The organism is Pseudomonas sp. GW821-FHT01C01 (assembly GCF_059422645.1).
On the sequence record NZ_JBWKXF010000048.1, the window covers coordinates 15,090 to 37,957 of the forward strand.

At 60.4% G+C, this 22,868-nt stretch carries 20 protein-coding genes and 3 pseudogenes; 14 read left to right on the plus strand and 9 right to left on the minus strand.

Annotated features, from left to right (window positions below; translation table 11 throughout):
- Positions 1–21: 21 nt before the first annotated feature.
- Positions 22–177, minus strand: a pseudogene (locus AC07XF_RS23035) (MAPEG family protein); the annotation flags it as partial.
- Positions 178–231: 54 nt separating this feature from the next.
- Here AC07XF_RS23035 and AC07XF_RS23040 point away from each other — a divergent pair.
- A pseudogene (locus tag AC07XF_RS23040) lies at positions 232–441 on the plus strand (helix-turn-helix domain-containing protein); the annotation flags it as partial.
- A gap of 48 nt (positions 442–489) precedes the next feature.
- On the opposite strand, the gene AC07XF_RS23045 reads toward AC07XF_RS23040, so the two are convergent.
- Positions 490–1,113: an eCIS core domain-containing protein gene (locus tag AC07XF_RS23045; protein WP_495028314.1), complete on the minus strand. Its 624-nt coding sequence runs from the start codon at positions 1,111–1,113 to the stop codon at positions 490–492.
- Positions 1,114–1,543: 430 nt separating this feature from the next.
- Here AC07XF_RS23045 and AC07XF_RS23050 point away from each other — a divergent pair, with 430 nt between their 5' ends.
- Entirely contained in the window at positions 1,544–2,116 is a 573-nt protein-coding gene (locus tag AC07XF_RS23050) for a hypothetical protein (RefSeq protein ID WP_495028315.1), read from the plus strand.
- Positions 2,117–2,186: 70 nt separating this feature from the next.
- On the opposite strand, the gene AC07XF_RS23055 is transcribed toward AC07XF_RS23050, so the two are convergent.
- The gene (locus tag AC07XF_RS23055) at positions 2,187–2,465 is read right to left on the minus strand and encodes a DUF2790 domain-containing protein (protein ID WP_204930726.1); all 279 of its coding nucleotides are present in this window, start codon (positions 2,463–2,465) and stop codon (positions 2,187–2,189) included.
- Between the two features lie 313 nt (positions 2,466–2,778).
- On the minus strand, positions 2,779–3,378 hold the full coding sequence (locus tag AC07XF_RS23060; protein ID WP_495028316.1) for a TetR/AcrR family transcriptional regulator: 600 nt from the start codon (positions 3,376–3,378) through the stop codon (positions 2,779–2,781).
- 147 nt (positions 3,379–3,525) lie between these two features.
- Here AC07XF_RS23060 and AC07XF_RS23065 point away from each other — a divergent pair, with 147 nt between their 5' ends.
- From AC07XF_RS23065 to AC07XF_RS23080, 4 genes are all read left to right on the plus strand, one after another.
- Positions 3,526–3,819 (plus strand): LysR family transcriptional regulator, encoded by a 294-nt coding sequence (locus AC07XF_RS23065; RefSeq protein WP_007981919.1) that lies wholly within the window; start codon positions 3,526–3,528, stop codon positions 3,817–3,819.
- A gap of 152 nt (positions 3,820–3,971) precedes the next feature.
- Positions 3,972–5,213, plus strand: coding sequence for a multidrug efflux RND transporter periplasmic adaptor subunit MexE (gene mexE, locus AC07XF_RS23070; protein ID WP_495028317.1), 1,242 nt, complete (start codon positions 3,972–3,974; stop codon positions 5,211–5,213).
- A gap of 12 nt (positions 5,214–5,225) precedes the next feature.
- Positions 5,226–8,417: an efflux RND transporter permease subunit gene (locus AC07XF_RS23075; RefSeq protein ID WP_495028318.1), complete on the plus strand. Its 3,192-nt coding sequence runs from the start codon at positions 5,226–5,228 to the stop codon at positions 8,415–8,417.
- Positions 8,417–9,835 carry an efflux transporter outer membrane subunit gene (locus tag AC07XF_RS23080; protein WP_495028319.1) on the plus strand — a complete coding sequence of 473 codons (1,419 nt, stop codon included), beginning with the start codon at positions 8,417–8,419 and terminating at the stop codon, positions 9,833–9,835. The genes AC07XF_RS23075 and AC07XF_RS23080 overlap by 1 nt, the downstream gene beginning before the upstream one ends.
- 195 nt (positions 9,836–10,030) lie before the next feature.
- On the opposite strand, the gene AC07XF_RS23085 is transcribed toward AC07XF_RS23080, so the two are convergent.
- Positions 10,031–11,596, minus strand: a complete 1,566-nt coding sequence (locus AC07XF_RS23085; protein WP_495028338.1) for an aldehyde dehydrogenase (NADP(+)) — start codon at positions 11,594–11,596, stop codon at positions 10,031–10,033.
- Positions 11,596–12,228 (minus strand): cysteine hydrolase family protein, encoded by a 633-nt coding sequence (locus AC07XF_RS23090; protein ID WP_495028320.1) that lies wholly within the window; start codon positions 12,226–12,228, stop codon positions 11,596–11,598. Before AC07XF_RS23090 ends, AC07XF_RS23085 begins: the two co-directional genes overlap by 1 nt.
- A gap of 99 nt (positions 12,229–12,327) precedes the next feature.
- Between AC07XF_RS23090 and AC07XF_RS23095 the strand changes: the two genes are divergently transcribed.
- Complete coding sequence (locus AC07XF_RS23095; protein ID WP_495028321.1) at positions 12,328–12,855, plus strand: winged helix-turn-helix transcriptional regulator; 528 nt, start codon at positions 12,328–12,330, stop codon at positions 12,853–12,855.
- A 181-nt stretch (positions 12,856–13,036) separates the two neighbouring features.
- Positions 13,037–13,489: a cupin domain-containing protein gene (locus tag AC07XF_RS23100; protein WP_495028322.1), complete on the plus strand. Its 453-nt coding sequence runs from the start codon at positions 13,037–13,039 to the stop codon at positions 13,487–13,489.
- 164 nt (positions 13,490–13,653) lie between these two features.
- On the opposite strand, the gene AC07XF_RS23105 is transcribed toward AC07XF_RS23100, so the two are convergent.
- Both AC07XF_RS23105 and AC07XF_RS23110 read right to left on the minus strand, forming a co-directional pair.
- Complete coding sequence (locus tag AC07XF_RS23105) at positions 13,654–14,073, minus strand: organic hydroperoxide resistance protein (protein WP_495028323.1); 420 nt, start codon at positions 14,071–14,073, stop codon at positions 13,654–13,656.
- Between the two features lie 213 nt (positions 14,074–14,286).
- Positions 14,287–15,171: a LysR family transcriptional regulator gene (locus tag AC07XF_RS23110; protein ID WP_495028324.1), complete on the minus strand. Its 885-nt coding sequence runs from the start codon at positions 15,169–15,171 to the stop codon at positions 14,287–14,289.
- A 203-nt stretch (positions 15,172–15,374) separates the two neighbouring features.
- Here AC07XF_RS23110 and AC07XF_RS23115 point away from each other — a divergent pair, with 203 nt between their 5' ends.
- The 6 genes from AC07XF_RS23115 to AC07XF_RS23140 all read left to right on the plus strand — a co-directional run bounded on the left by AC07XF_RS23115 (position 15,375) and on the right by AC07XF_RS23140 (position 22,396).
- Positions 15,375–16,775, plus strand: a complete 1,401-nt coding sequence (locus AC07XF_RS23115; RefSeq protein ID WP_495028325.1) for an MFS transporter — start codon at positions 15,375–15,377, stop codon at positions 16,773–16,775.
- A gap of 156 nt (positions 16,776–16,931) precedes the next feature.
- Positions 16,932–18,935, plus strand: a complete 2,004-nt coding sequence (locus tag AC07XF_RS23120; RefSeq protein WP_495028326.1) for an aminotransferase class I/II-fold pyridoxal phosphate-dependent enzyme — start codon at positions 16,932–16,934, stop codon at positions 18,933–18,935.
- A 27-nt stretch (positions 18,936–18,962) separates the two neighbouring features.
- Entirely contained in the window at positions 18,963–19,745 is a 783-nt protein-coding gene (locus AC07XF_RS23125; protein WP_495028327.1) for a transporter substrate-binding domain-containing protein, read from the plus strand.
- A gap of 216 nt (positions 19,746–19,961) precedes the next feature.
- Positions 19,962–20,675 (plus strand): ABC transporter permease, encoded by a 714-nt coding sequence (locus tag AC07XF_RS23130; protein ID WP_495028328.1) that lies wholly within the window; start codon positions 19,962–19,964, stop codon positions 20,673–20,675.
- Positions 20,676–20,693: 18 nt separating this feature from the next.
- Positions 20,694–21,392 carry an ABC transporter permease subunit gene (locus AC07XF_RS23135; protein WP_007981893.1) on the plus strand — a complete coding sequence of 233 codons (699 nt, stop codon included), beginning with the start codon at positions 20,694–20,696 and terminating at the stop codon, positions 21,390–21,392.
- Positions 21,392–22,396: a DMT family transporter gene (locus tag AC07XF_RS23140; RefSeq protein WP_495028329.1), complete on the plus strand. Its 1,005-nt coding sequence runs from the start codon at positions 21,392–21,394 to the stop codon at positions 22,394–22,396. Before AC07XF_RS23135 ends, AC07XF_RS23140 begins: the two co-directional genes overlap by 1 nt.
- On the opposite strand, the pseudogene AC07XF_RS23145 reads toward AC07XF_RS23140, so the two are convergent.
- Positions 22,352–22,837: pseudogene (locus tag AC07XF_RS23145) on the minus strand (TetR family transcriptional regulator C-terminal domain-containing protein); the annotation flags it as partial. The gene AC07XF_RS23140 and the pseudogene AC07XF_RS23145 overlap by 45 nt on opposite strands.
- Between the last annotated feature and the right edge of the window lie 31 nt (positions 22,838–22,868).

A 22,868-nucleotide genomic window follows, 5' to 3' on the forward strand; every position in this document is an offset into this window, starting at 1 on the left:
TCAAACGCCGTAACATGCGGCTATAACAGGGCCGTTGACATCAAGGGCTGAAATCACGAACACGATGACGGCAAAGACCGGCAGATTTTCCACACAGTTGGCGTGTGCCCTTGTCCCGCGCCGATACCAGTCCTCGCCTTCAAGCTGATCGCTACGGAAGGAGGCAATCGGAACACTCCCTCGCCACAGGTTGCTTATTGTTCACTCTATCTCTTGAGTGAACAGCATTAGGCTCTTGAGGTGGGTATGTCGCGTTCGGTATTTGCGGAGCGATTCACGGCATTGGTCGGACAGCCACCGATGCAACACCTGCGCGAAGGTCGCGGTAATGTGGCGCAAATCGGCTTTGCAGTTGGCTACGAATCCGAAGCCGCGTTCAGTCGCGCATTCAAACGCCAGATCGGCACATCCCCCGGCACATGGCGCAGACAATCAGCATGAGAAGGGCCGGTGCCGACGGACACTCTGATCAGGCTTAACCTGTTGAGCTCAAGGATTTCGAGGAGGCTCTGGCTGGGCCGCGCTGGCTCTTAGCACTCTGGCTACCTGGGTTTGAATCGCGTAAGCGGGCGCCTCGACGGCTGAATAATCCCGGGTATAGCGAGTGGCAAACTCGTGAACGCCCCATTGCTGGTACTGCTGCACGTGCTTGAGTTCGTGTGCCCACAGCGCGACATTGTTGAGTGCATCATCGGGACTGCGAAAGACGATGATGTCTATGAGGGTGACAGCACTTACATCGGGATTCTGCAGCATTGTGTGTGCGGCGTTCAGCTCCACATCATCACCTACCTTATAGCGAGCCGAATCGAGCACCTGAATGTCGTAGATGGATTCGAGTTGGGCTCGGATATTCAGCGGGATTGTTCGAATATCGCCAGTTGCTGCGGTGTTGCGCGATTGCTCAATCCAACTCTGTAAACCAGAGGCCGCCATTTGGTTCATGTTTTTGAAGATCGTCCCAATTTCCTCTTCGGAGCCCGGAGCACAAAAACAAGCGACCATGCAGACTTGGTACTGCCCTCCTGGGCAGGCCAAAACAGAGGACGAAGAGCCAATGGAAAAGAGCAATATCGCTAAGCGGGAAGCTTGACGCAAAAAGACAGCTAACAATGGGTTCTCCCAAAGGCAATGGCGGTTGGCAGGTGATACTTAGGGCATTTCGCGCCCGTTGTCCGGCACGGGTTGGACCGCTGCAACGGCCGTTCGATTCCCTGGGTTCCAAAGCTTTTTCAGGCCATTTCCGACATTGCCTGAAGAGCCGCTCCTGGCCGATTTCTGCCCGTCGCGACAGACCGAAATCGATCCGAAGCTGTCGTTGGTCAAAGGCTGAAATCGGCCACGGGCAGCCATTCTCGGCAGTCTGATCATTCATCCGCCACAGGAATGACTGCCTCTACGTATGACGAAAGTCGTATGGCGGCCGATCTTGGTGCGTGTTAGTGATCGCTTGTCTTGAAAATGCAATTGGTAATTTGTATCATTCGTTTTCAATTCAGCGAAGCAGGGAACGCAGCGCCCAAACAATAATAAGGTTAAGGCAATGCTCAAAATGCTTCTCGTATACGGTCATCTGCTCGCTACGTGTATTGCCCTGGGGAGGGTGTTGCAGGCTGATCACAAGCTTTGGAGTTGGCGCAAGGAAATACTGGACCGGGCGAGGCTTGAGTACCTTGATGAAACTCAGAAGATCGTCAGCCTCGCACTGCTGGCCCTTTGGGCAAGCGGATTGTTGCTGATGCTTCAGGGTTATCTCATTGAAGGCGACGCCTATCTGCTCAATCAGAAACTCTGGGCGAAGGTGACTGTCGTCGCGCTGCTTAGCCTGAACGGTGCGTTATTGCATCGAGTCGGCTTCCCGCTGCTGCAAAAGGCTCCATTTGTCGCACTGCGCAGTGCAGGCCGTGCGCGGCTCGCCTTGTTGGGTGCACTTTCCATGAGCGGTTGGCTATTCGCCGCTTTCCTGGGGGTGGCTCGAGCCTGGAATCACGTGCTGCCTTATCTGCATGTGATGGGCGCATTCGCCGCATTCTCGTTACTGGCTTGTTGCGTTGCCCTTGGCGTCGCGAGTAGGGCGGGCAGTGTCGGTGCGCAAAAAAACTCGGTGCCGGGGTAGCTATCAATAGCGAGTCGGGGTTCAGGCCTGCGCCGCGCAGACGAGGACCAGAACCCTGTCGGTGAGCGGATCAGGCAATGCTCGTGGGGGTGGCCGGGCTTGCGCCCCATTCGAGGAAACGGATCTTGTGAACCTCGCCCTCGCTGTCTTCATAGACCAGGGTCACCGGTACCATGCCGGTCTTATCGGACGTATCGGTGCGCTGCAGTACCCGCTTCACATCGATTTCCATACCGTAGTGGTATTCGACGGCTGAGACATGCGCGCCGGGCTCTTGCAGGCCGTTCTGGTCAAAGACACTTGGTGCGAGACTGGAAATCACGGCGCTTACTACTGTGGCTATGTTCATAAGGCTGTACCTCTACTGACGTTCGCTTTACAAGGACTGCATGTGACCCGCGGTGAAAGTGAAGTTCACTTCACCGCGACGAACGCGCCTGCCTGCAAAGCCTGTAGTGGCTTCAACCCTTCGGCAATTCCCCGCCCTTGACGCCTCTCGACCGTTCGTCCTTTAAACGCCGTATTTGTTGGCCGAAGTCCGTTCCTGAATGAGGTCATAACATGTCATGACGGATTTTCACGCACGGCGAATCAGCGCTTCCAGTTCTGTCGGCTCAAGTCGAGCGATAGCGAACGGGTGAATCCCGGCTGTCCTTTAGTGATCAGCATTCAATGTCGATGTCCGTTTCGTCCGCAGCTATTTCTTCGGGATCCGCGGACCAGGCATCGATCACCGATTGCAGGAATTGCTCCGACAATCCAGGGTTGTCCAATGCTCTGGCGATCAGTATTGCCCCGGTGATCGATGAAAGGATGCGCAAGGCTTCCTGGTGTTTTTCATCATCGGTTTCACCATCGACCAGTGGCAGCAGTGTTTCGATCAGGGTCTGCACGCCTTTGGTGAACGAATGGCTGATGGCGCCGCCGTTGCGCGCGACATCGGCGCCCAGGGCGGGGATCGGACAGCCTTCGGTCCAGTTGGTCAGGTGGCCTTGGGTCAAGTAACCCTTGAGCAGTTCGGGGATGGATTTAGCCGCTCGCCAGTCTTCGATATTGGATTCGAACGTGCGGCTCACGGCCTCCGACGCCAATTGCTCCTTGCCACCGGGGAACTGTCCGTAAAAGCCGCCATGGGTCAGGCCCACCGAGCGGGAAAGCTCGCCGATACCAATGCCGTCGATGCCTTTTTCCCGGTACATCTTCGAGGCCGCAGTGAGGATTGCATCCTTGTTGGCTGCGGCCTGGTCTTTCGTCACTTTCATGAATGGGTCCTGTCATCCGATGGGCGCCTTGGCAAATTTTTGCTGAGGGGCTGGTATTGATGATGAGTGTCATATAAATTCGCGGCAATGGTTTTGCCGGTTCCGAGCCCATGGCTCAAGTCAAAACACCTCACAGGGTGCTGACCCATGAAACGTAATGATCTGCGCAACATCGACCTCAATCTGCTGGTGGTTTTCGAGGCGCTCATTCAAGAGCGCAATGTCTCGCGCGCTGCAGAAAGGCTTGCCCTGGGACAACCGGCGGTCAGCGGTGCACTGGGTCGTCTACGTACGCTGTTCAACGACCCTCTGTTTAAACGTATTGGTCACAAAATGGAACCGACCACCCGAGCCTTGCAGGTGGCACAAACGCTTGGGCCAGTGTTGGACTCCATTTGTTCCGTCGTCAGTCTGCCGGCTTCCAGTAAAAAACCCAGTTAATTCATAAGCTTGATTTGATCGCTCGTTTTTTTTGCTGTTAAACATGATGGTCATCATTATAGATGATAACCAAGTTCACTCCGTTCAATTCGTCGCTGCCCCATGTGAGGCCGAGAATTCCCCAACCCCTAAACCTCTGGCGGACACTACCCATGGAACAGTCACTCAAACCTTTGCGTTATCCCCTTGCTGCATTGGCGTTGGCGACCATCACTGCTTGCGGCCACGCACCCGATGCCGCCCAGGCTCCGGGTGCGCCGCATGTCACGGTCGCCAAGGTGCTTGAGCAACCCATCACGGAATGGGATGAAGTCACTGCCCGTCTGGAAGCACCGGAAACCGTTGTGGTTCGCCCGCGGGTTTCGGGGCAGATCGATCGTGTCGCCTTCACTGATGGCGAGTCGGTAAAAAAAGGGGATTTGCTGTTCCAGATCGATCCACGTCCGTTCGAACACGAAGTGCATCGCCTCGAAGCGCAGTTGCAACAGACTCGCGCCGCGCTGGTTCGAACCGCTAATGAAGCGCAACGCGGCCAGCGCCTGCTGAGCAGCAATGCGATCTCTGCGGAACTGGCCGACACCCGTAGCACCACCGCCCAGGAAGCCAAGGCCGCCGTCGACGCTGTGCAGGCGCAACTCGATCTCGCACGCTTGAACCTGAGCTTCACTCGCGTCACCGCGCCGATTACCGGCCGGGTCAGCCGTGCCGAAATTACCGCCGGCAACATCGTCACCGCCGATACCTCGGCACTGACCAGCGTGGTCTCCACCGACAAGGTTTACGCCTATTTCGACGCCGATGAGCGCCTGTTCCTCAAGTACGGCCAGCTCTCCCGTCAAGGCCAGCGCAGTCAAACCACGCCGGTGTACATGGGCTTGTCGAACGAGGAGGGCAATAGCCATTTGGGACAGATGAACTTTGTCGATAACCAGGTCAATCCCAAGACGGGCACCATTCGTGGCCGCGCGGTGTTCGACAACGCCGACGGCCAATACACCCCCGGGTTGTACGCCCGATTGAAACTGGTAGGCAGCGCGGCCTATGCCGGCCTGCTGATCAAAGACGAGGCAGTGGGCACCGACCTCGGCAAGAAATTCGTACTGGTGATCGACCAGGACAACAAGGCGGTTTACCGCAGCGTCGATCTGGGTCCGAAGCTGGAAGGCTTGCGCATCGTGCGCAGCGGTTTGCAGAAAGAAGACCGGATCGTCATCAACGGTCTGCAACGGGTTCGTCCCGGCGCGGTGGTCGCCCCTCAGGATGCGCCGATGGCCGATGCGCAAACCGTCGCGACCCTGGCCCGTCAGCGGCAGGCCATCGAGGCGGGCAATCAGCCCGGCGCTCCGTCACCGGCGCTGGTGAAAACCGATGCTGCCGTTTCACCTCGTGGATAAAGGAACACCGTCATGAAGTTCTCTCAGTTCTTTATCACGCGACCGATCTTCGCTGCGGTGCTGTCGCTGCTGATCCTGATCGCCGGCGCCATCGCGCTGTTCCAGTTGCCAATCAGCGAATACCCCGAGGTGGTGCCACCGACCGTCGTCATTCACGCCAACTACCCTGGCGCCAACCCCAAGGTGATTGGCGAAACCGTTGCCGCGCCACTCGAGCAAGCCATCACCGGCGTCGAGAACATGCTGTACATGTATTCGCAGTCCACAGCCGATGGTCGGCTCACCCTCACGGTGACCTTCGCCCTGGGCACCGACCTGGACAACGCCCAGGTGCAGGTACAGAACCGTGTCACGCGCACCGAGCCGAAACTTCCCGAAGAGGTGACGCGCATCGGGATCACCGTGGACAAGGCTTCGCCCGAGCTGACGATGGTGGTGCACCTGACCTCGCCGGACAAACGCTATGACATGCTGTACCTGTCCAACTACGCGATCCTCAACGTCAAGGATGAGCTGTCGCGCCTGAACGGTATCGGTGACGTAAAGATGTTCGGTATCGGCGACTACTCGCTGCGTATCTGGCTCGACCCGAACAAGACCGCTTCACGCAACCTGACCGCGACCGATGTGGTCAACGCGGTCCGAGAACAGAACCGCCAGGTCGCTGCCGGCCAACTGGGCGCACCGCCTGCGCCCAACGCCACGAGCTTCCAGATGTCGATCAACTCTCAGGGACGGCTGGTCACCGAGGAGGAGTTCGAGAACGTGATTATCCGCAGTGGTCCGGACGGCGAAATCACTCGCCTCAAAGACATTGCCCGGATTGAACTCGGCTCCAACCAGTACGCCCTGCGCGCCTTGCTCAATAATCAGGAAGCGGTGGCGATGCCGATCTTTCAGCGCCCGGGTTCGAATGCGATCGACGTCTCCGACCAGGTGCGGGCGAAGATGGCCGAACTGAAGAAGAGCTTCCCGGAGGGCATGGACTACGAGATCGTCTACGACCCGACCATCTTCGTCCGCAGTTCGATTGAAGCGGTGGTTCACACCCTGTTCGAAGCGCTGATCCTCGTGGTGCTGGTGGTGATCCTGTTCCTGCAAACCTGGCGCGCCTCGATCATTCCACTGGTCGCCGTACCGGTGTCGTTGATCGGCACGTTTGCCGTGATGCACCTGTTCGGTTTCTCGCTCAATGCCTTGTCGCTGTTCGGCCTGGTGCTGGCCATCGGGATCGTGGTCGACGATGCGATCGTGGTGGTGGAGAACGTCGAGCGCAATATCGAGTTGGGCCTCGAGCCGATCGAGGCAACCAAGAAAGCCATGGGTGAGGTGACTGGCCCGATCATCGCCACGGCGTTGGTGTTGTGCGCGGTGTTCGTGCCAGCAGCTTTCATCTCGGGATTGACCGGGCAGTTCTACAAGCAATTCGCCCTGACCATTGCCATCTCGACGGTGATCTCGGCCTTCAACTCCTTGACCCTGTCGCCGGCGTTGGCTGCGGTCTTGCTCAAGGCCCACGGTGCGCCGAAAGACCGTTTCTCCAAAGTGCTGGATCGACTGTTCGGTGGCTGGCTGTTCAAACCCTTCAACCGCGTATTCGAAAAGGCCAGCCATGGTTATGTGGTTGCCGTCGCCAAGGTCATTCGTGGCAGCAGTGTGGCCTTGCTGGTGTATGCCGGGCTGATCGCCATGACGTACATGGGCTTCAGCACCACGCCGACTGGTTTCGTGCCGACCCAGGATAAAAAATACCTGGTGACCTTCGCGCAATTGCCGGACGCCGCAAGCCTTGATCGTTCGGAATCGGTGATCCGTCGCATGAGCACCATCGCCATGAACGAGCCGGGTTTCGACAGCGCCGTGGCATTCCCGGGGCTGTCGATCAATGGTTTCACCAACAGCCCGAACGCCGGTATCGCCTTCATCGGCTTGCGGCCCTTCGATGAGCGCAAAGACCCGAGCCTGTCGGCAAAGGCGATTTCCGCTTCACTGAACGCAAAATTCGGCAGCATTCAGGACGCCTACATCGCCGTGTTCCCGCCACCGCCCGTTCAAGGATTGGGCACCATCGGTGGCTTCAAACTGCAGATCGAAGACCGCGGCAACCTGGGCTATGAAGCTCTGTACAAAGAGACCATGAACGTCATCGCCAAGAGCCGTAGCGTTCCGGAACTGGCCAATCTGTTCACCAGCTTCACAGTGAACGTGCCGCAGGTCGATGCCGCCATCGACCGGGAGAAAGCCAAGACTCACGGCGTGGCCGTCAGCGATATCTTCGATACGTTGCAGGTGTACCTGGGTTCGCTGTATGCGAACGACTTCAACCGTTTCGGCCGCACCTGGCAGGTCAACGTTCAGGCTGACCAGCAATTCCGTCTGGAGCCGGAACAGATCGGCCAGTTGAAGGTGCGTAACGACCACGGAGAAATGATTCCGCTCGCCACGTTCATCAAGGTCAGCCCGACGTCGGGGCCTGATCGGGTCATGCACTACAACGGCTTCATCAGTGCGGAAATCAACGGCGCGGCGGCGCCCGGCTTCAGCTCCGGCCAGGCCCAGAAAGCCATCGAGAAGCTGCTCAAGGAAGAACTGCCCAACGGCATGACCTACGAGTGGACCGATCTGACCTATCAGCAGATTTTGTCCGGCGACACCGCGTTGCTGGTGTTCCCGCTCTGCGTATTGCTGGCGTTCCTGGTGTTGGCTGCCCTGTATGAAAGCTGGAGCTTGCCGCTGGCGGTGATCCTGATCGTACCGATGACTCTGCTGTCGGCGATTGCCGGGGTGATCATTTCCAAGGGCGACAACAACATCTTTACCCAGATCGGCTTGATCGTGCTGGTGGGCCTGGCGTGCAAGAACGCGATCCTGATCGTCGAGTTCGCCAAGGACCGGCAGGACCAGGGCCTGTCGCCGCTGGATGCCGTGCTGGACGCTTGCCGCATGCGTCTGCGGCCGATCCTGATGACCTCGATCGCTTTCATCATGGGCGTGATTCCGCTGGTGACTTCCACTGGAGCCGGTTCGGAAATGCGTCGGGCCATGGGTGTCGCCGTGTTCTCCGGGATGCTTGGGGTGACTTTCTTCGGCTTGCTGCTGACGCCGGTGTTCTTCGTCCTCATTCGTCGCTACATCGAGCGCAAAGCCGCGCGCAAGGCGGCCCACGTTCACTCGCTCAACGTTATTGATCCGGAGGCACACTGATGAACGCTTTCAAACTCTTTCTTCCCAGCCTCCTGGTCGCCGCATTGGCTGCCTGCACCGTAGGGCCGGATTACAAAGCGCCTGACACGGCGCCAGCGAATGTCGTTTCGGCACAAGGGGCCAACTACGATCAAACGCGTTTTGAAACGGTGTGGTGGCAGCAATTCGATGACCCCACGCTGAATCAGTTGGTCGGCAAAGCGCTCAATGGCAACCGCGATTTGCGTGTGGCCTTCGCCCGCTGGAAAGCCGCTCGGGCCATTCGCGATGACATCAGCAACGACAATCTGCCAGTAGTCACCAGTCGGGTCAGCAGCCAGCAGGGCAAGTCGCAGGTGCCGGGACAGACCGTGAATCGGGTCAACACCGAGCGCTACGATCTGGGCCTGGACATGGCCTGGGAGATCGATCTGTTCGGGCGCATCCAGCGTGAACTGGAATCCAGCGATGCCCGGGAAGACGCCACGGCGGCGGACCTTTATCAACTGCGCGTGACCATGATCGCCGAGTTGGTGGATGCCTATGGTCAGCTGCGCGGTGCGCAACTGCGGGAAAAAATCGCCCTGGCCAACCTCAAGAATCAAAGCGAATCGCGCAGCGTGACGGTGAGTCTGCGTGATGCGGGTGTGGGTAACGAACTCGATGTGGTGCGTGCCGATGCGCGGTTGGCGGCCGTCGAGGCGACCGTGCCGCAACTGCAAGCGGAGCAGGTGCACCACAAAAACCGCATTGCCACGCTGCTGGGCGAGCGCCCGGACAAGCTGAGCACCGACTTGAGTCCAAAGGACTTGCCGGCCATCGCCAAGGCATTGCCGATTGGTGATCCCGGCGAGCTGTTGCGTCGGCGCCCGGATGTGCTCGCGGCAGAGCGCCGGTTGGCGGCCTCCACCGCCGATGTCGGCGTGGCTACCGCCGACCTGTTTCCACGGGTGAGCTTGAGTGGGTTCCTCGGGTTCACGGCGGGGCGTGGTTCGCAAATCGGCTCCAGTGCCGCTCGCGCCTGGAGCCTGGGTCCGAGCATCACGTGGGCCGCGTTTGACCTGGGCAGCGTGCGGGCGCGTATTCGTGGCGCAAACGCCGACGCCGAGGGTGCATTGGCGACCTATGAGCAACAGGTGTTGCTCGCACTGGAAGAGTCGGAAAACGCGTTCAGCGACTACGGCAAGCGCCAGCAACGCTTGCTGTCGCTGATCAAGCAAAGTGAGTCGAGTCGTGCCGCGGCCGATCTGGCGGCGACGCAATACAAGGAAGGGGTGGTGGACTATCTGGTGCTGCTGGACGCACAACGCGAACGGCTGAACGCCGAGGATGCCCAGGCACTGGGTGAAACCGATCAGTACCGCGCCATTGTGGCGATTTACAAATCCTTGGGCGGTGGTTGGGACAGTGGTGAAACGAAGCTTGCGAAACTCGACTGACTGACCGTTGTGGGAGCGGGCTTGCTCGCGAAAGCGGTAGTTCAGCCACCGATGATGTTAGCTGTGCCGACGCCTTCGCGGGCAAGCCCGCTCCCACAGGGATTTTCAGTGGGCAAAAGAACTGTGTTTGGCACAACACCAATGTAGGAGCAGTCTCGCTCCTGCAGTCAGCGGTGGCCGGAGACGCATTTTCGTTCAATGACCGTCCACAAGGCGCGGCAACCCCAAGGGATTGCCTTCGCGCAGCGGCTCTGGCAGCAGGGCATCCGGAAAGCCCTGGTAGGCCACCGGGCGCAGGAAGCGCTCGATGGCGGTCATGCCCACTGAGGTAAAACGACTGTCCGAGGTGGCCGGAAACGGCCCGCCATGCACGGTGGCGAAACACACTTCCTGCGGATGGGCGAAGGCGTTGACCACGATGCGCCCGGTGCGTCGCTCCAGGGGTGGCAGCAAGCGCCGGGCCAGTGGCAAATCGTCCGGTTCAAGATGAAGGGTCGCGCTGAGTTGCCCCTTGAATGAGTGTGCGACCCTCAACAGTTCATCTTCATCCCGGACCTTCACCAGCAGCGCTGACGGACCGAATACCTCCTGTGAAAGCAACGGTTCGGCGAGAAAGCGTTGGCCATCGACTTCGAACAGCGCTGAACGGCCATCCACCTCTGCGGTCGATGTCGAGCCAACGGCGACGAGGCTGGCACCGGCGTTTTCGATGGCGCACAGACCGTTCAGGTACGCCGCATGGATGTCCGGTGTCAGCATCGTGCGTGCGGGGGCCTCGGATACGCGTTTGATCATGGCGTGGCGCAGCGCTTCAAAACCAGTGCCTTCGATGACCACAAGAATGGCCGGCTTGAGACAGGCTTGCCCGACATTGACCAGCATGCGTTCGGCAAAACCATCGCCGATCTGTGCGCCGCGTTCGGCGAGTGCCTGGGGCAGGATGAAGGTCGGGTTGACGCTGGTCATTTCGGCGAAGACCGGAATCGGGTCGGGGCGTTGCTGCGCACGCCGATACAGCGCCATGCCACCTTGTTCGGAACCGGTAAAGGTCACGGCCTTGATCAGTGGATGATCGACCAGCGCTTCGCCGATGGCATTGCCGGAGCCGCGCACCATTGAAAACACGCCTTCGGGCAGCCCGCACGCTTGCACCGCTTCACGAATGGCGCGGGCCTGGATTTCCGAGGCGCCGGGATGCGCGTTGTGCGCCTTGAGAATGACGGTGGCGCCTGCCGCCAGTGCCGATGCGGTATCACCGCCGGCGACTGAGTAGGCGATGGGGAAGTTGCTCGCGCCGAAAATCGCCACCGGGCCGATGGCGATTTTTTGCAGGCGATGGTCCATGCGCGGGCGTGGCTGGCGCTCCGGTTGTTCCGGGTCGATGGCCAGTTGCAGGAAGCGTCCTTTGCGCACGACATCGGCGAATTGGCGGAACTGGGTGGCGGCCTTGATTGCCTCACCTTCCAGTTGCGCCTCGGGCAAGCCGGTTTCCAGGGCGGCCCGTGCGGCCAGCGCCTCGCGTACTCTGTCGAGGTTGTCGGCAATGCGTTCGAGAAACGCCGCACGCACGGCGAGCGAGGTATGGCTGTAAGCGTCAAATGCTTCGTCAGCCAGGGTCGCGGCGCGGTCGACGTCGGTCGGGCCACCCAGTGCGAACGCCGGTTCAATCGGCTGATTGGTCGCGGGATTGAGCGCCTTCAGGGTGCCTTCGCTGGCGGCGACATCACTGGCACCGATCAGCAGGTTGCCGGTCAACTGCATCACGCACCTGCCTGTGCCAGCGCGGCAACGAGTTCATTGGTGGTCACGATGGAGTGGGCGAAAGTCGGGCCGTTCAGCTCATGGGCGGCATGCATCATTTCCGGCTTGAAGGCCGCGGTCGCATCGCGTACCAGGGTGACGTGATAGCCGAGTTCCTGAGCGTAACGGGCGGTTGCCTCGATGCAGGTATTGGCCAGCAGGCCGACGATGATTACGTGGGTGATACCCTTTTGCTTGAGGCGAAAATCGAGGTCGGTATTGGCAAAACCGCTCGACCCCCAATGCTCTTGCACGACGATGTCGCCGTCCTTCGGCGCGAATTCGGGGTGCCATTCTCCGCCCCATTCCCCGCGTGCGAAGTGATGCATATGCATGATCTTGCACTGGGTGGGACTTGGGTGATCCCAGTTTTCGTAGTCGCCTTTTTCCCAGCGGTGGTGCGGTACGATGACCACTGGAATGTTGAGCGCGCGGATGGTGCGATCGAGCGTACGCAGGTTGTCGAGCAGGCCGACTTGCTTGGCAATTGGCTCGATCAAGTGGTAGATCTTTCCGCCATCCGACAGAAAGTCGTTGTAGGGATCGACCAGCAGATAGGCCGTCCGATCAAGAGGGTAGGTGGCGTTGGACATGGCGGTTCTCCGCAAAATTATCCGTGGATTGTGAAGTGTAGTTGCTCAGAATTTACGTTGATATGATAATCATAGTAACTATGAAAGAGGCAATACCGCATGTCGGTGAAAAAAACCGTTTCTGAAACCCTGTGTCCGATTTCCCGGGCCGAAGCCGTCGTGGGCGACCGCTGGACGGTGCTGGTCTTGCGTGAGTTGTTCATGGGCAGCCACCGCTTTGACGACCTCCAGGCGCAGACCGGCGGAACGCCACAAATGGTCGCGGCGCGCTTGAAGAGCATGGAGGCTGACGGGCTCGTAGAGCGCCGCGCTTACAGCGAACGGCCACGGCGCTACGAATATCACCTCACGGAAAAAGGCGACGCGTTCTACTCGGTGGTCCTGGCGTTGCGGGCCTGGGGTGAAACCTGGTGCAAGTCACCCGAGGAAGGACTGGCGGTGGTCTATACCCACCGCAGTTGTGGCGAGCCAGCCGGACTCGGACCGCTTTGCGCGCATTGCGGGCAGCCCTTGCGCCGAGCGGACCTGATCAGCGAACCGAGCGCCGCCTATCGCGCTGAACGCAGCACCCGGCGCGATGCCTTCAAGGGCAGTCGCGGGGCCGATCCGGTAGCCACGGGCGAATAAGATCATCGACGTGCCCGCACGGCGGGTTTGTATCTGCAGGTATCCGCATCGCCCGCCGTTACCCTGACATACAAATCCGCCGTTTCCTGACACCCGGGGGATACACAGCGGCCTTCAAATGGAACCACCGGCATCGCGTCCTTTCGGCGCGGCCTGGCGTGGTTTAACTGGAGGAAAGACAATGTTGCGTATCAACCCCCGTCACACCATTGGCAGGCTTGGTTTAGTGCTGGCCGCCGCCGGGCTCGCCACCGCCGCGAGCCTCTCTCAAGCCCAGGAAGCACAGCCGGCCCCGGCGATGAAAAGCTGGCAGCAGGGCCTGCATCGCACGGACCTGATAAGCGAAGACCTCGGCGCCGCCGATCGCGAAGTCCTTCAAGTGCGCGTGGACTTCGATCCAGGTGTGGCATCGCCCAAACATGCTCACCCGGGTGTCGAGGTGGCGCACGTGATCAGCGGCACTTTTGAATATCAGCTGGAGGGGCGGGCACCGGTGACGCTCAAGGCCGGTGATTCGTTGTACATCCCCGAAGGCGTCGCGCACGTGGCGAAGAACGTAGGTCAGGGCAAGGCCTCGGAGTTGGCGACCTACATCGTGAAGAAAGGCGAATCGCTGCTGATCCTGAAGGAGTAGGAGCGAGCTTGCTCGCGATGGTCTCGAGAGCGATACGTTGATCCAGTAAACACGCGTTATCGTTAACGACCATCGCGAGCAAGCTCGCTCCTACAACGATTGCGGTGTTCAAGAAGCCTGGCCTGACTGGTATCAAGACGTCAGGCCAGGCTTTTCTGCGTCGGTCAAACCAGATTGATCTCGACGTCGATGTTCCCGCGGGTCGCTTTGGAGTACGGGCAAGTCTGATGCGCCAGGTCCACCACCGTGCGTGCGACGGTCGGGTCCAGGCCCGGCAGGCTGACATTCAGACGGGCTTGAAGAAAGAAAGCGTTTTCGGACTTGCCCAGATCGATTTCGGCATCCACCGCAACGTCGCTTGGCAAGGCCACTTTCAGTGCGATGGACGCCTTGCCCATCGCTCCGATGAAACAAGCCGACCAACCCGCCGCCAGCAGTTGCTCAGGATTGGTGCCGGCACCCGAAGAGCCGGGAGGCGAAAACTTGATGTCCAGACGTCCATCGGTGCTGCGCGCCTGGCCGTCGCGGCCGCCGGTGGTGTGGGTTTTGCCGGTGTACAGCACGGTATCGATTGCATTGATCATGGTGGTTTTTCCTGTCAGTGGGTCGCTGGAATGCTCGGAAAACCTGCGCTTTCCGATGCGCCCCACTTTTTCATTTCCATGTACTGCACATATGTCCCGAACCTGGCGGATTTGTATCGCTGTGTAAGGTGGCCGGGGGAAATACAGTTCGATACAAATCGCTTGAATGCGCGCGGCACCGGGGGGCGCTGATTGGCGCCGATGCCCGGGGGTTTATTGACTGCAAACCTCCCACACACAACCGCGCAACCAACGATGTGCCGGGTCGGCGTCCATGCGCGGGTGCCACAGCATCGAAACCGTGATCGATGGCGTGGGGAACGGCAGGGCAAAGCAATGCATCCCCTGGCACAGGTTGCCGACGTGCCGCTCCGGTACGCTGGCGACCAGGTCTGAAGCCCGCGCCAATGCAATCGCAGAAGCGAAACCCGCGACGATGGTGATGATGTCCCGCCTCAGTCCCAGCTCGTTCAAGGCGTCGTCCATGACGCCTTTTTCGTGGCCCCGGCGCGAGACCAGAATGTGCCGGGCGTCGGCATAACGAACCGGTGTCATCTCACCTTGAGTCAGAGGATGACCCTGGCGTACGACGCCAATGAAGCGGTCACGAAACAGCATCCGGGTCCGCACTTCCGGGCTGGTCGCTTCACCGAGCACACCGGTTTCCAGATCCACTGAGCCCTCGCGCAGCAGGGTGCTGTCCTTGTTCAGTTTCTGTACGAAACTCAAGCGGACACCGGGCGCCTCCTGGTTGATGCGGGCGATGAGTGGCGGTCCGAAATTTTCCACGAAGCCATCGCTGGTGCGCAGGGTGAAGGTGCGGGCCAGTTGATTGAGGTCGAGTGCCTCGGCAGGGCGCAGGACGGCTTCGGCGTCTTGCACCAGCACGCCGACGCGTTCACGCAACTCCAGCGCCCGAGGCGTGGGCACGAGTCCGCGCCCGGCCCGCACCAGCAGCGGATCGCCCGTGGTTTCGCGTAATCGCGCCAGCGCCCGGCTCATGGCTGACGGGCTCAGGCGTAAACGCTGCGCGGCGCGGGCCACGCTGCCTTCTTCGAGCAAAACGTTCAGGGTGATCAGCAAATTCAGATCGGGCATTGGAATTACCTGTGGGAGCGGGTTTGCTCGCGAAAGCGGTGTGTCAGCCAACGTTAATGTTGAAGCTAATGGCCCCTTCGCGAGCAAGCCCGCTCCCACATTAGATGGCGTCTGGTACACGTATAAAGTGCAAATGCTGCGTCTTCCGCCATGTTATGGCTGGGCTTAGGCTCGGGACAACCTATTTGCGGAGTCGCGAGAAAATGAAGTCCATATCGATCCGGGGCGCATTGTCCGGCCTGTCGTTATCCATGTTGCTGTCGTCCCTGGGCACGAGCATCGCCAACGTTGGTTTACCGACATTGGCCGAGGCGTTTTCAGCGTCGTTTCAGGCTGTGCAGTGGGTGGTGCTTGCCTACCTGTTGAGCATCACGGCACTGATCGTCAGCGTTGGACGGCTCGGCGATCTCGTGGGGCGACGGCGATTGTTGCTGATCGGCATTGCTGTGTTTACCGTCGCCTCAGTCCTGTGCGCCCTGGCGCCCGATCTGTGGTCGCTGATTGCTGCCCGGGCCTTACAGGGTATCGGCGCGGCCATCATGATGGCGTTGACCATGGCTCTGGTGGGCGGGGCGGTGCCCAAGGAAAAAATGGGCAGCGCGATGGGCGTACTCGGCACGATGTCGGCGCTAGGCACTACCCTGGGGCCGACGCTTGGCGGCGTGTTGATTGCCCATGTGGGCTGGCAGGGGATTTTTTTGCTCAACGTACCGTTGGGGGTATTGGCGATCGGGCTCGCCTGGCGCTTTTTGCCGGTTGATCGCCACGAGATGCAGTCCACCCGGCCTGACTTCGACGCGCTCGGCACGCTGGTGTTGGTCCTGACGTTGTTGGCTTACGCGCTGGCAATGACCCTTGGACGCGGCAGCTTTGGCCCGCTCAATACCGCACTGCTGCTGGTCGCCGTGATCGGCTTGATTCTGTTCGTGTTCGTCGAGCAGACGGCCGAGTCGCCGCTGGTCAAACTGGAGATGTTGCGCAGTCCGCTGCTGAGCGCAGGGTTCGCCATGAGCACCCTGGTGACCACGGTGGTCATGGCCACCCTGGTGGTCGGCCCGTTCTATCTGTCGGGTGCGCTGGGTTTGAGCGCCGCGAGTGTCGGACTGGTCATGTCGGCCGGTCCGCTGGTGGCGGCATTGGCCGGTGTGCCTTGCGGGCGGCTGGTCGACCGATTGGGCGCGCAGCGTTCGAGCGCCGTCGGGTTGATTGCCATGTTGACCGGCGCTTGCATTCTTCCCTCTGTGCCGATGAGCGTCGGCGTACTCGGCTATCTCGCTCCGCTGGTGGTCCTCACGGCCGGTTATGCGTTGTTCCAGGCGGCGAACAATACTGCCGTGATGGCGGACATTGCGCCGCAGCAACGTGGTGTGATTTCCGGTTTGCTCGGCCTGTCACGCAACCTTGGGCTGATCACCGGCGCTGCGGTGATGGGCGCGGTGTTTGCCTTCGGCACGGCCGGCAGCAACATCCTGCACGCACAACCGGAAGCGGTCGGGCAGGGGATGCGGGTCACGTTCGCCGTCGCGGCGGCGTTGATCGTCGTTGCGCTGGTCATTGGGACGTACAGTCATTTTGTGTCACGGCGCCTGGCACCCTCGTGCTGAAAAACGGCGCGACTGTCGTGAAAACGACCTGTTTGCGCTGAACGCGAAGCCTTGTGAGTTTTCTGTTGAACGAGTGTTCAGTCTCGACTATGTTGGGGTCACCTTCCCCCGGCTGGTTGCGGGCTTGCGTTTCTTCAATTCGAACGAGGCACTGGCATGCGGTTTTCACCCTTTGTTGAGCGGATCAGTGGCCAAGGCGTTGCCGCCTGGGATATTCACTACGCGGCCAATGCGGCGCAGCGCAATGGCGAGGACGTGATCATCCTCAGCGTCGGCGACCCGGATTTCCCCACCCCCGATTTCATTACCGATGCCGCCATCCACGCCTTGCGCGAAGGGGATACCCACTACACCGAAATCGCCGGCCGCCAGGCCCTGCGCGAGGCCATCGCCGGTCGCTACAGCCAATTGATCGACCGTGAACTGCAGGCGTCGAACATCATTCTCACCGCAGGTGCACAGAACGCCTTGTTCGCCACCTCGATGTGCCTGCTCGGTGCCGGCGACGAAGTGATCGCCCTCGATCCGATGTACGTCACCTACGAAGCCACGCTCAAGGCGTCCGGCGCCACGCTGGTACGGGTGCCCTGTGCGGCGGACTCGGGTTTTCGCCTCGATGCCGCCGTACTGGCCAAGGCCATTACCCCGCGCACCCGGGCGATTTTCTTCTCCAATCCGAACAACCCCACCGGTGTGGTGCTGGGTCGCGAAGAACTGCAAGCCATCGCCGACCTCGCCATCGCCCACGACCTGTGGGTGGTGGTGGACGAGGTCTACGAAAGCCTCGCCTACGAGCGTGAACACCTGAGTCTGGCGGCGTTGCCGGGCATGGCCGAGCGCTGCGTGGTGATCGGTAGCCTGTCGAAATCCCATGCCATGACCGGGTGGCGCATCGGCTGGGTCGTGGCCAATGAAGCCCTGGTCAATCATGTCGAAACCCTGGTGCTGAGCATGCTGTACGGCTTACCCGGGTTTGTCATGGAAGCGGCGCTCAAGGCCGTGCAGTCCCACGACGAAGTCACCCATGGCATGCGCGAGATCTATCGTCGGCGCCGCGACCTGGTGGTGTCCGGGCTGGCGGATTGCCCGGGCATCAGCGTGCTCAACCCCGATGCCGGCATGTTCGTGCTGGTGGACGTGCGCGGCACCGGCCTGACGTCGCTGGAATTCGCCTGGCGCCTGCTGCGCGAAGCCGGTGTCTCGGTACTGGATGCAGCGGCATTCGGTGAGCCGGCCCAAGGCTTTGTACGGCTTTCGTTCACGCTCAGTGAAGAGCGACTGGCCCAGGCCTGTCAGCGGATTCGCGATTTTGTCAGGGTGCTCAACGGCGAAGCGCCGAGACCGGTGATCGGCACATTGACCAGCACCGCGACCGTCGAACCGACGGCGGCCAAGACCATGATCGAAGTCGATCGCCTGCACAAACGCTTCGGCAATATCGAAGTGCTCAAGGGCGTTTCCCTGACCGCCCGCGAGGGCGAAGTGATCTCCCTGATCGGTGCCAGCGGCTCGGGCAAAAGTACCTTGCTGCGCTGCATCAACATGCTCGAAGTGCCGGACCAGGGCCGCATCCTGGTTGATGGCGAAAGCATTCACCTTAACCAGAATCGTCCCGGTGCACCGCTGGTGTCGGACGCTAAACAGCTTGTTCGCATAAGGTCCAGCCTGGGCATGGTGTTTCAGAACTTCAACCTCTGGCCCCATCGCACGGTGCTGGAAAACCTCATCGAAGCGCCGACCCAGGTCTTGCGTGAAAGCCGTGCGGAGGCCACTGAACGGGCCGAAGCCCTGCTCGAACGCGTCGGGCTTGCGGCCAAGCGCAACGAGTACCCGGCGTTTCTTTCCGGGGGACAGCAACAACGGGTGGCCATCGCCCGGGCCCTGGCCATGCGGCCCAAGGTCATGCTGTTCGATGAACCCACCTCGGCACTCGACCCGGAACTGGTCGGGGAAGTGCTGCGGGTGATCCGCTCCCTCGCCGAAGAAGGCCGGACCATGATCCTGGTGACTCATGAAATGGCTTTCGCACGCGATGTCTCTTCCAAAGTCGCCTTCTTGCATCAAGGGCTGATCGAGGAAACCGGTTCGCCGGACGAAGTGTTCGTACACCCACGCAGCGAGCGTTGCCGACAATTCGTCAACGCTCATCAGACTCGCTAACTCATCATAAAAAGACGGGAAAACAACATGGGAAATCGACGTTTTGCAAACTGGTTGACCGGTGCGGCCTGCGTATTGCTGGCTGGCATGAGTGCGGCACAGGCGCAACCGATCAGGTTTGCGGTGGCAGCGGAACCCTATCCGCCGTACACCGAAAAGCAGGCCAACGGTGAGTGGAAGGGTTTTGAAGTCGACCTGATCCACAAGCTGTGCAGCGAAATGAAAGCCGATTGCGAGATCAAGGAAGTGGCGTGGGACGGCATCATTCCGTCGCTGCTGGCGAAGAAGATCGACGTGATTTTTTCCTCGATGTCGGTGACCGAAGAACGGGAAAAACAGATCGCCTTCAGCAAGGCCTACTACGATTCGGCGATTGCCGTCGTCGGCCCGAAAGAGGCGTCGGTCAAGAAGTACCCGGATGACCTTAAGGGCAAGATTATCGGCGTGCAGAACTCGACCGTGAGCGCCAGTTACCTGAAGACCTACTACGAAAAAATCGCCGACGTTAAGTACTACGACACCCAGGACTCGGCCAACGCCGACCTGATTGCCGGCCGCATCGACCTGATGATGGCCGACGGCACCGCCATGGCTTCGTTCGTCAAAACCCCGGATGCCAAGGACCTGGCCTACCTCGGCACCGTGCCTTATGACCCGATCTTCGGCAAAGGCGTAGGCGCCGGCCTGCGCAAGGACGACACCGAACTCAAGGCCAAACTCGACAAGGCCATCCAGCAATTGCTGGCGAGCAAGGACTACGACGACCTCTCCCAGAGCTACTTCGGCACCAGCGTGAAACCTGCGTTCTAACCAGCACACAGATCCTGTAGGAGCCGGCTTGCCGGCGAAGGGGCCCGTGAGGCCACCAGAAGCTTCGCTGGCAAGCCAGCTCCTACAAGGGCTGGTGTGGTTCTGTAGGAGCCGGCTTGCCGGCGAAGGGGCCCTTGAGGCCACCAGAAGCTTCGCTGGCAAGCCAGCTCCTACAAGGGTTTGGCAGTGTTTTCATGGCCGTTACTGGGGGTTGAAATGCCAGCAATGTTCGATTTGATCAATTTCACCGAACAGGGATGGGGCAGTGCGCTGTTGAAGGGGCTCTGGATGACCCTGCAGATTTCCGCCGGGGCCTTTGTGCTCGGGTTGGCGATCGGGCTGGTGGTGGCTTGCCTCAAGCTCGGCGCGCCGAAGCCGATTGCGGCGCTGATGCGCGGCTACACCACGTTGTTCCGGGCGGTTCCGGAATTGCTGCTGATTCTGTTGCTGTACTACGTCGGCTCCATGCTCCTCAACTCACTGATGACCCAACTCGGTTACGGCGTGGTGAATGTCAGCGGTCCGCTGGCGGCCATTGTGGTGCTGGGGCTGGTTCAGGGCGCCTATGCCTCGGAGATTTTTCGCGCGGCGATCCAGGCAATTCCCTTCGGCCAGATCGAAGCGGCCAAGGCATTCGGCCTGAGCGGATTCGGTCTGTTCCGGCGTGTCACGCTGCCGATCATGGCGCCTTACGCCATGGCCGGGATGGCCAACCTATGGATCAACCTGATCAAGGACAGTGCGCTGATCAGCGTGGTCGGCACCAACGAGCTGCTGTACACCGCCAAGCAAGGCGCGGGGTCGACGCGCCACTATCTGTTGTTCTACCTCACGGCTGCGGCGTTGTATTACGCGGTGACGTTGGCGTCGAACTATCTTTCGGGACGGTTGGAGCGACGTATTCGTCGCTGGATGCCTCTTGTTGACTGAACCGGCAGAGAGAATGAAATGATTCCAGCGTGGATAGTTGAATACGCGGCACTGTTGGGCCGAGGGCTGCAAACGACCCTCATCATTCTGTTGGTTTCCAGTGTGTTCGGTTACCTGCTGGCGGTGCTGGTGGCGCTGGCGCGGATCTCGAAAAACAAGGTGATCGCCAAGGTCAGCCTGTTCTACACCAGCGTGACGCGCGGCACGCCGTTGCTGATCCAGATCTACATCTACTACTACGGGCTGGGCAGCCTGTTTGCCCAGTTCCCGCTGATTCGTGGCAGTTTTCTCTGGCCTTATCTGCGTGATGGTTACTGGTACATCGTGTTCGCCCTGGTGGTGTCGATGGGGGCCTATGTCGGCGAAGTGATTCGCGGTGGCCTGCTGGCGGTGCCCAAGGGTGAGATGGAGGCCGCGTCGGCCTTTGGCATGACGGCGCGCCAGTCGCTGTTGCGAGTGCGCTTGCCCCGGGCCCTGCGTCTGCTGTTGCCGACACTGGCGGGTGAAACCGTGATGCTGCTCAAGTCCACGGCGCTGGCCTCGACCATCGCCGTGATCGATCTGCTCGGCGCCGCCAACGTGGTCCGCGCGCAAACCCTGCAAGTGTATGAACCGTTATTGCTGGTGGCCGGCGTGTATGTCTGCCTGACGTTCCTGATCGAAGCGCTGTTTGCCTTTGCCGAACGGCGCGGAACACCCGTGCGCAGGTCGGCCTGATGAACTCGTCGAAAGTCGACCGCTCGCTGCAAGGCATTGGCCTGTGCACCCTGGGCTATGCGTTCCTGGCGTTGCAGGATGCGGCCATCAAGTGGCTGGTGGCCGATTATTCAGTGGTGACCATACTGTTCTGGCGCAGCCTGGTGGTGGTCGCCGCGGTGTTGCTGGCAGGGCGCATGCGTCTGATCCAGCGGGCCTGGCACTCGCCGAGCCGACGCCTGTTGGTGGTGCGCGGTTTACTGTCGATTGTCGCCTGGCTGCTGTACTACACCGCGGCCCGGGACCTGACCCTGGCCGAGATGACCACCCTGTATTTTTCCGCGCCGATCATGGTCACGGTGCTGGCGGCGGTGATTCTCAAGGAGCGCGCCAGCGGCTGGCAATGGTTCAGCCTGATTATCGGCTTCGTCGGAGTGGTCATTGCCTGTCGCCCCGACAACATGACTGATCCGCTGCCGATCGTCCTGACCCTGCTGGCGGCGATGTGCTGGGCGTTCACCTATATCCAGTTGCGACAGGTGGATGAGCAGACGTCAGTGCTTGAGCAGATGCTGATCACCAACGTGGTGTTTGTGCTGTGCATGACGGTCGCGTTGCCGTGGACCCACACGCCGTCACCGACGCCTGCCTGGCTGGGCATGCTCGGCGCCGGTCTGGTGGGCGGTATCGGTCAGTTCCTGTTGTTCGCCAGTTTCCGCCGCGCCACCGCGACCTTGCTCGCGCCGTTCGAGTACACCGGCCTGATCTGGGCGTTTGCGCTGTCGAGCCTGGTCTGGGGCACGCTGATGGATACGTCGCTGATGATCGGCGCCGGGCTGATCGCCGTCAGCGGCACCCTGGCGATGATCTTCGGCCGGCACGCCTCACAAGACGTCGTCGGTGCTGAATGCTCCGTGACGCAGCCCCTTTATCCAGCAACGGCAGATATGCAGTCCGTTGGCGGCGCTGAAGGTCTCGGGGTTCAGGCACCACTCGAGCCAGAGACCGTCGAGCATCGCCGATAGGCCGATGGCGGCCAGGCGGGTGTCGTGAATCACGAAGCCTTCGCTGGCGGCCAGGCCGTCGAGCAACTGGCGGATCAGATCGAGGTAGGCGCGGTAGCTTTTTTCGTGGGACTGGCTGACGTGTTCGGAGTGACGGATCAGGCTCCAGAACACCACCCACACGCCGAGCAGTTTCGGGTCCATGACCCTGGGCGAGAACGAGCCTTCCAGGAAGGCATCGAGCTTTTGCGCGGGTGTCTCGGCCTGCTCGATTTCCTGGAGCAGGGCCGTGGTCAGTTCGCTTGCGAGCCGCTGGTAGGTGTCGGCGATCAGTGCCTCGATGCTACCGAAGTGATGGTTGAGCAGACCCACGGACACCCCGGCCTCGGTGGCGATGCGCCGTACGGAAATCCCGGCGTGACCGTCGCGCCCGAGGCAGCGCAGGGTGGCGGCCACCAGCATTTCGCGACGGTCATCGGGTTCGGCGCGGCGG

Coding starts and splice junctions, on each gene's coding strand:
- AC07XF_RS23050 (WP_495028315.1), top strand. CDS start 1,544: ATGCTCAAAATGCTTCTCGTATACGGTCATCTGCTCGCTACGTGTATT.
- AC07XF_RS23055 (WP_204930726.1), bottom strand. CDS start 2,465: ATGAACATAGCCACAGTAGTAAGCGCCGTGATTTCCAGTCTCGCACCA.
- AC07XF_RS23060 (WP_495028316.1), bottom strand. CDS start 3,378: ATGAAAGTGACGAAAGACCAGGCCGCAGCCAACAAGGATGCAATCCTC.
- AC07XF_RS23065 (WP_007981919.1), top strand. CDS start 3,526: ATGAAACGTAATGATCTGCGCAACATCGACCTCAATCTGCTGGTGGTT.
- mexE (WP_495028317.1), top strand. CDS start 3,972: ATGGAACAGTCACTCAAACCTTTGCGTTATCCCCTTGCTGCATTGGCG.
- AC07XF_RS23075 (WP_495028318.1), top strand. CDS start 5,226: ATGAAGTTCTCTCAGTTCTTTATCACGCGACCGATCTTCGCTGCGGTG.
- AC07XF_RS23080 (WP_495028319.1), top strand. CDS start 8,417: ATGAACGCTTTCAAACTCTTTCTTCCCAGCCTCCTGGTCGCCGCATTG.
- AC07XF_RS23085 (WP_495028338.1), bottom strand. CDS start 11,596: ATGCAGTTGACCGGCAACCTGCTGATCGGTGCCAGTGATGTCGCCGCC.
- AC07XF_RS23090 (WP_495028320.1), bottom strand. CDS start 12,228: ATGTCCAACGCCACCTACCCTCTTGATCGGACGGCCTATCTGCTGGTC.
- AC07XF_RS23095 (WP_495028321.1), top strand. CDS start 12,328: ATGTCGGTGAAAAAAACCGTTTCTGAAACCCTGTGTCCGATTTCCCGG.
- AC07XF_RS23100 (WP_495028322.1), top strand. CDS start 13,037: ATGTTGCGTATCAACCCCCGTCACACCATTGGCAGGCTTGGTTTAGTG.
- AC07XF_RS23105 (WP_495028323.1), bottom strand. CDS start 14,073: ATGATCAATGCAATCGATACCGTGCTGTACACCGGCAAAACCCACACC.
- AC07XF_RS23110 (WP_495028324.1), bottom strand. CDS start 15,171: ATGCCCGATCTGAATTTGCTGATCACCCTGAACGTTTTGCTCGAAGAA.
- AC07XF_RS23115 (WP_495028325.1), top strand. CDS start 15,375: ATGAAGTCCATATCGATCCGGGGCGCATTGTCCGGCCTGTCGTTATCC.
- AC07XF_RS23120 (WP_495028326.1), top strand. CDS start 16,932: ATGCGGTTTTCACCCTTTGTTGAGCGGATCAGTGGCCAAGGCGTTGCC.
- AC07XF_RS23125 (WP_495028327.1), top strand. CDS start 18,963: ATGGGAAATCGACGTTTTGCAAACTGGTTGACCGGTGCGGCCTGCGTA.
- AC07XF_RS23130 (WP_495028328.1), top strand. CDS start 19,962: ATGCCAGCAATGTTCGATTTGATCAATTTCACCGAACAGGGATGGGGC.
- AC07XF_RS23135 (WP_007981893.1), top strand. CDS start 20,694: ATGATTCCAGCGTGGATAGTTGAATACGCGGCACTGTTGGGCCGAGGG.
- AC07XF_RS23140 (WP_495028329.1), top strand. CDS start 21,392: ATGAACTCGTCGAAAGTCGACCGCTCGCTGCAAGGCATTGGCCTGTGC.